This is a genomic window from Nocardia sp. NPDC102475 (assembly GCF_055584605.1).
Window position 1 is genome coordinate 212,405 of the sequence record NZ_JBVJLS010000009.1, and the last position, 11,792, is coordinate 224,196.

General features: G+C 66.3%; 10 protein-coding genes. 8 read left to right on the plus strand and 2 right to left on the minus strand.

The window, feature by feature from the left end:
- Window positions 1-276: 276 nt before the first annotated feature.
- Genes ACZ60G_RS18830 through ACZ60G_RS18840 form a run of 3 tightly spaced genes read left to right on the plus strand, consistent with a single transcriptional unit; the run spans window position 277 to window position 3,003 of the window.
- On the plus strand, window positions 277-1,476 hold the full coding sequence (locus ACZ60G_RS18830; RefSeq protein ID WP_465811332.1) for an NAD(P)/FAD-dependent oxidoreductase: 1,200 nt from the start codon (window positions 277-279) through the stop codon (window positions 1,474-1,476).
- A gap of 29 nt (window positions 1,477-1,505) precedes the next feature.
- Complete coding sequence (locus ACZ60G_RS18835) at window positions 1,506-2,267, plus strand: glutamate racemase (RefSeq protein WP_465811333.1); 762 nt, start codon at window positions 1,506-1,508, stop codon at window positions 2,265-2,267.
- Window positions 2,254-3,003, plus strand: coding sequence for a DNA alkylation repair protein (locus ACZ60G_RS18840; protein WP_465811334.1), 750 nt, complete (start codon window positions 2,254-2,256; stop codon window positions 3,001-3,003). Before ACZ60G_RS18835 ends, ACZ60G_RS18840 begins: the two co-directional genes overlap by 14 nt.
- Before the next feature lie 14 nt (window positions 3,004-3,017).
- Here ACZ60G_RS18840 and ACZ60G_RS18845 read toward each other — a convergent pair whose 3' ends face one another.
- Both ACZ60G_RS18845 and mftR2 read right to left on the minus strand, forming a co-directional pair.
- Entirely contained in the window at window positions 3,018-4,073 is a 1,056-nt protein-coding gene (locus ACZ60G_RS18845; protein ID WP_465811335.1) for a 2Fe-2S iron-sulfur cluster-binding protein, read from the minus strand.
- Window positions 4,074-4,125: 52 nt separating this feature from the next.
- Window positions 4,126-4,764, minus strand: a complete 639-nt coding sequence (gene mftR2, locus ACZ60G_RS18850) for a mycofactocin system transcriptional regulator MftR2 (RefSeq protein WP_465811336.1) — start codon at window positions 4,762-4,764, stop codon at window positions 4,126-4,128.
- A 374-nt stretch (window positions 4,765-5,138) separates the two neighbouring features.
- Between mftR2 and mftA the strand changes: the two genes are divergently transcribed.
- The 5 genes from mftA to ACZ60G_RS18875 all read left to right on the plus strand — a co-directional run bounded on the left by mftA (window position 5,139) and on the right by ACZ60G_RS18875 (window position 11,361).
- Window positions 5,139-5,213 (plus strand): mycofactocin precursor MftA, encoded by a 75-nt coding sequence (gene mftA / locus ACZ60G_RS18855; protein WP_245720762.1) that lies wholly within the window; start codon window positions 5,139-5,141, stop codon window positions 5,211-5,213.
- Window positions 5,214-5,227: 14 nt separating this feature from the next.
- Window positions 5,228-6,775: a mycofactocin radical SAM maturase gene (gene mftC, locus ACZ60G_RS18860; protein WP_465811337.1), complete on the plus strand. Its 1,548-nt coding sequence runs from the start codon at window positions 5,228-5,230 to the stop codon at window positions 6,773-6,775.
- 231 nt (window positions 6,776-7,006) lie between these two features.
- Entirely contained in the window at window positions 7,007-8,407 is a 1,401-nt protein-coding gene (gene mftF, locus ACZ60G_RS18865) for a mycofactocin biosynthesis glycosyltransferase MftF (RefSeq protein ID WP_465811338.1), read from the plus strand.
- Window positions 8,408-8,448: 41 nt separating this feature from the next.
- Window positions 8,449-9,918, plus strand: a complete 1,470-nt coding sequence (mftG, locus tag ACZ60G_RS18870) for a mycofactocin dehydrogenase MftG (protein WP_465811339.1) — start codon at window positions 8,449-8,451, stop codon at window positions 9,916-9,918.
- An 87-nt stretch (window positions 9,919-10,005) separates the two neighbouring features.
- Window positions 10,006-11,361, plus strand: a complete 1,356-nt coding sequence (locus tag ACZ60G_RS18875; protein WP_465811340.1) for a GAF domain-containing protein — start codon at window positions 10,006-10,008, stop codon at window positions 11,359-11,361.
- Window positions 11,362-11,792: the final 431 nt, after the last annotated feature.

Here is an 11,792-nt window from a genome sequence, read left to right on the forward strand (position 1 = left end):
GCGCCTGCCAGGCACTACGAAGGGAAGGCCGCGTGAGGGAGCGCAGCGAGCGAACCATAAACAGAGCCGGGTGGTCCGGTCATGCCGGAGCCGAGCGCAGCGAGGTGGGGGCGCGTGAGTGAGCGCAGCGAGCGAACCAAAGATACAGCCGGGTGGTCCGGTCATGCCGGAGCCGAGCGCAGCGAGGTGGGGGCGCGTGAGTGAGCGCAGCGAGCGAACCAAAGATACAGCCGGGTGGCCTGGTCATGCCGGAGCCGAGCGCAGCGAGGTGGAGGCATGAACGGGCCGATTGTGATCATCGGGGCTGGTTTGGCAGGTTTGCGCACGGCGGAGGAATTGCGCAGGGCCGGGTACGAGGGTGAGTTGCTGCTCGTCGGCGAGGAGTCGCGGCTGCCCTACGATCGCCCGCCGCTGTCCAAGCAGTTCGTGCGCGGCGAAACCGACGACACCACCCTGCGCCCCGCCGAATTCTTCGACGAGAAGCAGATCGACCTGCGGCTGAATACCGAGGCGGTCGGCGTCGACACCGCCGCGCGCCAGGTTCGCCTGGCCGACGGCGGCACGCTCGACTACGACCAGCTGATCATCGCGACCGGTCTGCGGCCGCGTCGCCTGCCCGGGCTGCCGGATCTGAAGGGCGTGCATGTCCTGCGCGGCTATACCGACGCCGCCGCACTGCGCGACGAATTGTCCGGTGCGGGTACCGCCCTGGTGGTCGGGGCCGGATTCATCGGTTGTGAACTCGCGGCGAGCTTCCGGGCCGGCGGCGTCGAGGTCGTACTGGTCGAACCGCAGCCGACGCCGCTGGCCTCGGTACTCGGCACCGAGATCGGTGCGCTGGTCGCGCGCATGCATCGTGACGAGGGCGTCGATCTGCGCTGCGAAACCAGCCTGGACACCTTCCTCTCTGTCGACGATCGAGTGCGCGGCGCGCGGCTCTCCGATGGCAGCGAGGTGGCCGCCGATCTGGTGGTCATCGGTGTTGGTTCCCGACCGGTCACCGAATGGCTCGCCGATTCCGGTATCGCACTCGCCGAGCCGTCGGCTGGTGGCGGCGTACTCGCGGACGAGGTGGGACGCACCTCGGTCGAGGGTGTGTGGGCGGTCGGTGATGTGTCGGCCTGGCTGCACGAGACCGGGCAGCGCAAGCGCGTCGAGCACTGGACCAATGCCGGTGAGCAGGCGCGGCTGCTGGCGTGTGCGCTGCTGGGCGCGGAACTGCCGACCGCGGCGCGGGTGCCGTACTTCTGGAGCGATCAGTACGACGTGAAGATCCAGGCGCTCGGCACCCCGAGCGCTGATGACGAGATCCACATCGTCTCCGACGACGGCCGCAAATTCCTCGCCTACTACTCGCAGCACGGCAATCTGACCGGTGTGATCGGCGCCGGAAAGACCGCTCAGGTGATGAAGGTCCGCGCGAAGATCGCCGCCGGTGCGCCGGTCGCGGACCTGCTCGAGGCCGCCCAGCCGTAGCGATCATGCCGTTGTAATACGGTGGTCGGGTGATCGTCGCGCTCATCGATTCCGGGCTGGGGTTGCTGCCCACGGCCGCCTGGCTGCGCAAGCTGCGGCCCGATGTCGACCTATTACTCCAGTTGGACCCGGATGGCGCGCCATGGGGTCCCAAGCCGGAACAGTGGGTGACCGACCGGGTGGTCGACGCCGCGCGGAGTTCGGTGCGGCTCGGCGCGGAAGTGCTCGTGCTGCCGTGCAACACGGCCAGCGTCACCGCTCTGGACGAGGTGCGCGCCGAGGTCGGGCCGGGTATTCCGGTGGTCGGCACGGTCCCCGCGATCAAACCGGCCGCGGCGGTATGCAAATCGGTCGCGGTGTGGGCGACGGCGGCGACCACGGCCAGCCGCTATCAGGCCGATCTGATCGCCCGCTTCGGTGGCGATGCGAAGGTCGTCGGCATCGCCTGCCATGGTCTGGCGGATTCGATCGATCGCGGTGATCTGGTCGCGGCTCGTGATTCGATTGCGCGCGCGGCCGAACAGACGCCCGACGATGTGGAAGGTGTGGTGCTCGGCTGCACTCACTATCCGCTGGTCATCGATGCCATAGTGGCCGCACTGCCGGACGGCGTGCGACTGTTCGACAGTGCGCAAGCCGTTGCGGCGCAGACGATTCGGCGCATGGAGGCACTCGACCGCCCGACCACCGGCAATGGTGAGGTGCGGGTGCTGAACAGCGGTCGGCCGGGTGAATTGCCGACCAGCGCGGCGGCTTTCGAGTCGGGGCGGATGCTGGGTGCCCAGGGGTAGCGCGGCGCTGCCGACCGCCGCCGATGTGCATGCGGCGCTGGCCGAGGCCGCTGACCCGGCCGATGCCATCCATCTGCAGCGGTTCTTCAAGACCGGGCCCGGTGAGTACGGCGAGGGGGATGTCTTCCTCGGTGTGCGCGTGCCCGTGACGCGATCGATCGCGAAACGCTTTGCGGCACTTCCGCTCGACGAGATCGACACACTGCTGAACAGTGCCGTGCACGAGCACCGCCTGGCCGCGCTGATCATCCTCAACGCCAGATTCGCCGAGGCGGCCAAACCGCGCACGCTCGATATCGATGCACAGGCGGCGATGGTCGAGTTCTACCTCGCCGCGGTGCGCCGAGGCCGGGTGAACAACTGGGATCTGGTCGACGTGTCCGCCGAAAACATCATCGGCCCTTGGCTACTCGATCGACCCCGTGACCTGCTCTTCGAACTCGCAGGCGCGGACTCGCTCTGGGAGCGCCGGGTAGCGCTGCTGACAACCTTCGCGTTCATCAAGGCGGGCGAAGCCACGACCACCTTCGAACTCGGCGAACGGCTACTCGACGACCGCCGCGACCTGATCCAGAAGGCGCTCGGCTGGATGCTGCGCGAGGTCGGCAAGCGCGTCGACGAGCAACTGCTCACCGGCTTCCTCGACAAGCACGCGACGCAAATGGGCCGCACCGCACTGAGTTACGCGACCGAACGCCTCGATCCCGCGTTACGCGTCCACTATCGCGAACTGTAAACCCCCACCGGGGCTCAGAATTGGATGCGCAGGTGATCGGTGACCGGATGCGCCTGGCAGCCGAGGATATAGCCGTTCTCGATATCCTCCGGATCGAGGATTTCGGCATTGTCCATTTCGACCTTGCCCTCGAGTACCGTGCAAGCACAGGAACCGCATTCGCCCTCCTGGCAGGAGTACGGCACATCCAGACCCTTCGACAGCATGATGTCGACCAGGGTCTGCTTGCGCGGCCACGTCAGCTCGTGCACCTCGCCGTCGAGTTCGACCTCGACGGTGGCCGCATCCGCCGCCTCCTCGTCGGTCACCTCGACCGGCGCCTGATCCGCGAATGGGTCTCCGGCAAGGGAATTGAACACTTCGGCGTGGGTGCGTGAGCGCGGCACCTCGAGCTGAGCGAGTGCGTCGTGCACCCGGTCCATGAACGGCTTGGGCCCGCACATGAAGGCGTGGTAGCTCGTGTACGGCTCGACCAGGGCGGCCAAACCGTCGGCGGTCGGCAGTCCCTGCAGGTGCTCGAGCCAGTGGATCACGGTGAGCCGCTGGGGATGCTTCTCGGCCAATTCGCGCAGCTCGCCCGCGAAGATCACCGACTCGTGATCGCGATTGGCGTAGATCAATACGATTCGGCCGCCGCCGCGCGCCAGCGCCGACTTCAAGATGGACATCACCGGCGTGATGCCGCTGCCCGCGCCGAACAGCAGCAGATCGTCATCGAGATCCTTCGGCGTGAATACCCCGGAGGGCGGCAGCACTTCGATCGCGTCGCCCGCTTTGACGTTGTCGCACACCCAGTTCGACCCGTAGCCGCCCACGGTGCGCTTGACGGTCACCTTGGGCTTGTCGTCGGTGTACGGCGAGCTGGCCAGCGAATAGCACCTGGCCACCGAGCCGGTCAGATCGCTCGGGATGCGCAGGGTGAGGAACTGCCCTGGCTGATAGCTGAAACGTTCACGCTGGTCGTCGGGGACGTCGAAGACCAGCGAACGGGTGTCCGGCGTCTCGGTGATGACCGCGGCTACCCGCAGCACGACCGAACGCGAACCGTGTGGAACCTCGACGGTGGTCATGACTGAGCTCTCGTCCTCTCGAACCGAACCAAAACTAGAACGTGTTTCAGTTTCATCGTACGTCGGGATCGGGCTGCCGGACAAGCTGGGCCTCCAGACCCGCGATCAGTACCTCCATGCCGAAGTCGTAGGCATACTTTCCGCGCAGGTCGGGCATGTATCTGGTGGCACGTGCCACCGACTCGGGCAGTGCGACATCCGCCAGCGGCTGCGGCTCCCTCGGGTTCACCCGGCGGCGGCCGAACAGATACGTGTGGATCGTCGCGTACCCGGCGAGCACATTGCGGTCGTTGAAACCGGCCTCGAGCAGGATCTCCATGATCGCGGCGATCAGGTCGAGCTGTTTGCCCAGCATCTGTTCGATCAGCACATCGCCGAGTCCGGGATGCTTGCGCAGCTTCTCATCGATCTGGTCGATCAGATCGCGCAGCCGCTGCTGCCACGGTCCGGAATCGGCCGGCGGTTTGCGAACTCCGGTCAGCGCCGCGGTGGCGACGAGATCGAGCAGCTCGCGTTTATCCGCGACGTAGTAGTACGGCGCCATCGGGGAAACGCCGAGCTCACGGGAGAGCCGTCGCATCGACAGCTTCTCCACACCGTCCTCACGTACCACCCGCAACGCGGCCTCGACGATCTCGGACTCCGACAGTGTCCTATTTGCGGTGCTCCCAGGCCCTACGTGGTTACGCAAGCTTCCGCCTCCGGGCCTTGAGCTCACACTGCGGGGTATTGCCGCCGCCCCCGCTCGTCTGCATTCGTCCGACTCCCATGCCACCTCTACCACTGCGGGTCGAATCGCCCGTCACGTCCTGTTCAGCTGCTTGCCATCCGCAGTCTAGAGCGCGCGGCTGTGAGTAGGTCGGCGTGCGTCCGCGCGCGCGTTGAGCGGGAGCTGCGCATCCCCTGTTCCATTTTGTCAGCTCATGACGTTATTGTGTGATGACGGCTACACCAGTGGCCGCGGAACCCGGTCACATCTCGGAGGTAGGCATGCCGGAGTACGGATCCATCGGACACACCGATACCGACAACACCGGAAGGATCGGGGCGGCCGAGTCCCGTTCGATCGAGGAAGCGCCGCTGGTCGAGGAGACCCTCATCGAAGAGGTCTCCATCGACGGTATGTGCGGCGTCTACTGACGGGGGCTGCGACCATGCTCGATCTCGATACCCGATGGGAGCTGCATCCGCGGGTGGCGCTGCGGCCGGAGTCCTTCGGCGCGCTGCTCTACCACTTCGGCACCCGCAAGCTCTCGTTTCTGAAGAGTCCCCGGATACTCGAGATCGTGCGGTCGCTGCCCGCGCATGTCTCGGCACGCGCGGCCCTGCATGCGGCGGGCGTCACGGATGACCAAGCCGGACAGTATGTCCGGGCATTGGATCAGCTGGCCGACTCCGACATGATCAGGCGGGCCGCGCCGGGCAGTGCTCCGACCCCCGCGGTCGCGCCGCTGCCGCTCGCCGGGCAGCCGTCGGCCGTCACCGGTGGGCGACTGATCGATAAGTTCGAAAACGGTTTGGCCGCACCGATCTGCCTGACGTGGGAGTTGACCTACGCCTGCAATCTGTCCTGTGTGCACTGCCTGTCGTCCTCGGGCCGCCGCGATCCGCGCGAGCTGAGCACCGAGCAGTGCAAGGCGCTCATCGACGAGTTCGAGCGCATGCAGATCTTCTACGTGAATATCGGCGGCGGGGAACCCACTGTGCGCCCGGACTTCTGGGAGCTCGTCGACTACGCGACGGCGCATCATGTCGGAGTGAAGTTCTCCACCAACGGAGTTCGGATCACGCCCGAGGTCGCCGCGCGCTTGGCCGCCAGTGACTATGTGGACGTACAGATTTCGTTGGACGGCGCGGACGCCGAGGTCAACGATGCCGTGCGCGGACCGGGTTCCTATGCCATGGCGATCAGGGCGCTGGAGAATCTGGCGGCCGCGGGATTCGCGGACGCGAAACTCTCCGTGGTCGCGACCCGGCACAATATCGCCCAGCTCGACGAGTTCAAGGCGATCGCCGACAAGTACGGCGCCACACTGCGTTTGACCCGCCTGCGGCCCTCGGGACGCGGCGCCGATGTGTGGGACGAACTGCATCCGCTGCCGGAACAGCAACGGGTGCTTTACGACTGGCTGGTGCGCAACGGCGAGGGGGTGCTCACCGGCGACTCGTTCTTCCATCTCTCCGCCTTCGGTTCAGCGCTGCCCGGATTGAATATGTGCGGTGCGGGGCGGGTGGTCTGCCTGGTGGATCCGCTCGGCGACGTGTATGCCTGCCCCTTCGCCATCCACGACAAGTTCCTCGCCGGAAATGTGGTGGCGGACGGCGGTTTCCGCACCGTGTGGCAGGAATCGGAGCTTTTCGCGGAACTGCGCGAGCCCAGCGGCGGCGGTGCGTGCTCCGGCTGCGCGCACTACGACTCCTGCCGCGGTGGCTGCATGGCGGCGAAGTTCTTCACCGGCCTGCCCGCCGACGGACCGGATCCGGAATGCGTCCAGGGCTACGGCGAGGCGGCGCTGGCCGATGCCGGGCGGATGATTCCGCGTTCGTCGGTGGACCACTCCCGGCGCATTGCGCCGAGCCGACCCGGCTCGCGTAAGTCGGGACCGATTCCGCTGACACTGTCGGTATCTCGGCCCGCGCCCGAACGCCTTTCGCCGGAGCGGCGCCCCGCGCGAGCCTGCGACGAAAGTCCGCTGAACTGATGTCGGCCCGGTAGCCAGTTATGTGCTGTCCCGTTGATCGACGATGGCTATCGAGTAGCAAATCGATGATTGCCCTCGCGTTGCCAGCTGTCTTCGGCGAGTCGCTTGCGACCCGCCGAAGACGCGATTCGGCGGGAGTTATTGCGCCACACGGGCGGATTCGTGCGGAATTCCATCCTTTTTTCCGGACTGATGGTGCCAATGCGCGAATCACCGCCTAACATGCCAGGAATGCGCCACGATCGCCTGCCCGACGGATTCGGGGTGCGGATCGATCCACGGGTACGCGCATACTCCGGGGGACGCATCCTGATCGGGGGTTCACCCGCCCGGTTGCTGCGACTTGCCCCGGAGGCCGCCGAGATGATCGGCGACGGGTACCTCGAGGTCACCGGCCCGAAGTCCGCCGTTGTTGCCAGACGGCTGCTCGACTCCGGCGTCGGTAATCCGCGCCCCCGTTTGCTGCCGTCCCTCGACGATGTGACCGTGATCGTGCCACTGCACAACAATGCCGACGGCCTCGCCCGATTGCTCGCGGCATTGCGCGGACACAATGTGATCGTCGTCGACGACGGTTCGGATCAGCCTGTCGAGATCCCGCGCAACCGCGGCACTCGCTGCCGGGTGACCGTGCTGCGCCACGACCGCAGACAGGGCCCGGCCGCCGCACGCAATGCCGGGTTGCGGGCCGCGACAACCGACTTCGTCGCCTTCCTGGACTCCGATGTGGTCCCGCGCAGCGGCTGGCTCGAGGTGATGCTCGGACACTTCAGCGATCCGGAGGTCGCGCTGGTCGCGCCGCGGATCGTCGCGCTGGATCCGGAGTCGAACGCGCTCGCGCGCTATGAGCACACCCGCTCCTCGCTCGATCTCGGTCGGCGCGAATCGGCCGTGCAGTCGCGCGGACTGGTCTCGTATGTGCCGAGCGCGGCCATGCTGGTGCGCCGCCGGGCGCTGCTCGCGCAGGACGGGTTCGACGAGACGATGCAGGTGGCCGAGGACGTCGATCTGTGCTGGCGGCTGGAGCAGGCGGGCTGGCGGCTGCGCTATGAGCCGGCCGCGCACGTCGCGCACGATCATCGAATCTCGTTCCGCGCGTGGTTCGGTCGCAAGCTGTTCTACGGCACCGGGGCCGCGCCGCTGGGCGAGCGGCATGCGGGCATGGTGACGCCGCTGTCGGTGCCGTTCTGGACGGTGGTCGCGACCATGCTGTTCGCCACGCTGACGAAGTGGGGCCTGCTCGGCGGACTCATCACCCTGGTGACCGCGCTGGCCCGACTACGCCGGGTCTTCACCGGACTGGACAACCCGACCCGGATCGCGGCGATCTATCTGGCGCGTGGCTATTTCGCGGGTATCTGGCGACTGGCCTCGGCGATGTGCCGGCACTATTGGCCGGTCACCATGTTGGCGATGATTCTTTCCCGGCGGGTCCGGCGCATCGCGGTCACCATGGCGGTGGCGGACGGTCTGGCCGACTGGTTCACCCATCGCGACGCGGGCGGGCTCGACCCGTTCCGCTACGTGGCCTACAAGCGGATGGACGATATCGCCTACGGAACGGGCTTGTGGCTCGGCGCATTCCGCGCGCGCAGCCTGGAATCGCTCAAACCGAGTACGCCCCGGGGCTGAATCGACGTGTAATGGCTGTACCACCCGATGAGCTGATGTAGATGATCGACACACTGATCATCGGTGGTGGCTCGGCCGGGTGTGTACTGGCGGCCCGGCTGAGTGCGGACCCGGAACATCGGGTGCGGCTGCTGGAGGCGGGGCCGGTGTCGGCCGATCCAGCGGCACTGCTCGATGCGACTCGGATGCCGATCGGGCACGAATCACCGTGGGTGTGGCGGTATCCCGTCACGTTGGCAGGTGCGGTCACCGGGAATATCGTGCGCGGTAAGGTGATCGGCGGATCGGGCGCGGTCAACGGCGGCTACTTCGTGCGGGCGACGGCCGCGGATTTCGCCACGTGGAGTAAGGAACTCGACGGCTGGTCCTTCGACGCGGTCCTGCCCACCTATCGCCGACTCGAGCGCGACCACGACTTCGGCGACCAGCCGGGACACGGTACGACAGGCCCGATACCGGTGCGTCGCACCGCTGTTCCCGCGCCCCTGAGCTGCGAATTCGCCTCGGCATGTACGGCACTCGGTCTTCCGTTCACACCTGACCTGAACGCACTGCCCGGCACGGGTCCGGCCGATGGTTTCGGGCCGGTGCCGTGGAATATCGAGGATGGTAGGCGCGTCGACACCGGATCGGCATATCTCGCGCCCGCGCTCGCGCGACCGAATCTCACGGTGACCGGCGCCGTACTGGTGACCCGCATCCGTTTCCACGGCACGCGCGCCATCGGGGTGGACTATGTGCACGAGGGCAAGCCGGGCGCACTCGACGCGGATCGCATCGTGTTGTGCGCGGGCGCAATCGAATCCGCGGCGCTGCTGTTGCGCTCGGGTATCGGCGATCCGGACCGGCTTCGGGCGCTGGATATTCCGGTGGTGCATCCCGCGCCCGTCGGCGCCGGGTTCAGCGATCACCCCGAGGTCGGCATCGACTACCGCTTCGATCCGTCGCACTCGACTGCCGAAGGCGTCCCGCTGGAATATGTGCTGGAACTCGACGATGTCGAAATCCGTCCGTACGCCGTAACGTTTACCCCGTATACCCAACGTTTGGGTGTGGCGCTCATGCGTCCGCATTCCGAAGGCGTGCTCCGGCTCCGCTCCACCGATCCGACCGTGCCGCCGCACATCGATTACCGCTACTTATCGGAGTCGGCGGATCGGATTCGATTACGGGAGGTGGTCACCGTGGCGCGCGAGATATTGCACGCGATACCGATGGTGCGCCCGCCGGAATCGATACCGGACGACGCGTGGCTGCACGCGAATCTGGCTACTTCGCAACATCTGTCGGGCACCTGCCGAATGGGCGGTGCGGACGATGAGCGCGCGGTGGTCGATGAGCAGTGCCGGGTGCACGGCACGACCGGTTTATCCGTGGTGGATCTTTCCGTTGTTCCGGTGCCGCTGAGTCGCGGTCCGCAGGCGACGACGGTACTGATCGCCGAACGCGTCGCCGAATACCTCACCCAGGGGGTCTGGAAGATGGGTAGGTCACATTTGCGCGAGGTCTGAATGTGTGTGACCTGGCGGACAAACGAAGGCAACCGCCCTTGTCCGAGTTATGCGCGCCGGTACAGTTTGGGGCGGAAAGAAAGGCAAATGGTCAGCAATCTTGCAGGTGGGCGGCCCCCACGGCACGGCGTCGAACCCGGCACTCAGCTCGGCGCACTGGAAGCCTATGCCGCACAAGCACACGGATATCTTAGCGCGGGTGGCGAGCAGCTGTCGCAGCTTGCCGGTCTGCTGCGTCCCGTCGTGCTCGAATCCTGGTTGCGCAGTGTTCGCGGCGGTGTCGACCCGATGGATACGCTCGACGGGCGCGGTCTGCGCGGCGCGGATCTACAGCGCTACCGCGACGCGCATCCGATTGCCGCATTGATGCCGCTGATCGACAAATTGCTCGTACAGGACACGGCCAGAACGGGTTTGATCGTCGCGGTCGCCGATCAGTTCGGCCGCGTGCTGTGGGTGCACGGCAATCCCGATCAGGTCGATGCCGCCGCCGAAATCGGTCTGCGCGCGGGTGATGATCTGAGCGAACGCCGCATCGGCACGAATGCCGTCGGGCTGGTGGTACGCACCGGACGGGCCGCGTGGATCCATGGGCCCGAACACTTTCTGCACCGGATGCATCAGATCACCGGCGCCGCGGCGCCGGTGCACGATCCCGACGGCAGGCTGGTCGGGGTGCTGATGATCGCCGGGGGCGTGCGGGTGGCGAAGCCGGAGATTCTGGCCTTGGTGAAGGCGACCTCGACCGCGGCCGAAATGGATCTGCTGCTGACCGTGATGCGTGCTGGTCAGCGCGGCGCGGTGAGTTCGACCGGTGAAATCGCGGCGGCGCGATTGGGTCTGGATGTGCTCGGGCTCGGCCAGCCGCTGCTGACCGTCGCGGGTGATCGAGTTCCGTTGTCGCAGCGGCACGCCGAGATTCTGCTGCTGCTCGCCGAACATCCGGAAGGGCTGGGCGCGGATCATCTCGCACTGCTGCTCGACGACACGGATCTGGATAACGGCACCATCCGCGCCGCCATGTCGCGGTTGCGCGCGGTGGTCGGCCCGACCGTATTCGGTTCGCGCCCTTATCGGTTGCGGGTGCATATCGCAACCGATATCGAGGCGCTGCGAGCGGCGCTCGATTCTGGTGATGTCGATACCGCATTACGCCTGTACGCGGGTCCGGTCCTGCCGCGCTCGACCGCGCCGGGAATTATCGATATCCGCGATGAACTTCGGGTCCGGCTGCGCGCCGCGGTGCTCGGTTCCGGTGACGCCGCGGTGCTGCGCCGGTGGACCGCATGTGCGGAAGGGCGCGACGACGCCGCGGCCTGGGTCGCATACCGAGCGACCATAGATCGCGATTCACCGATGTACGCGCAGATCGAGGCCAAAATTCGGGTACTCGATAGGCGGCTCGGCGCCGATGCAACGCGGATGCAACGTTCCCGCTCATAGTCTGCACATCCGAAAGTGCTGTGGCTCACATCCGCGATCGAATTGTGGTCGCGAACACAGTTTTGCCCAGCTGTGTCGGCCCAGCTGAGCACGCTGGACGGCCGACCAACTTTTTTTAGTGCAAAAAGTTCCTTTTTATTAACGAAGCGCCTAGTGTTCGCAATGCGGATCACATCCGTGTGATGTAGCTGACACCGCCGCGGAGCCCGCACCGCGGCAGCGACGTTGGAGGAGTGCTCGAGAGCTAGGCGCACGCGGGGCGCAATCTGTTTCGATCCCGCGCGGGTGTCGTCATGCCCCGCGCATTCGCCGAATCTTCTTGTGGTGGCGTCGAAGCCATGTGTCAACGCTGAACAGCGTTGCCGCAGCGGCTTATTCGTGCTGCCCGAATGCGTTCGGCGTGCTTTTTTACGCCGAACAAGGAGGCTCTG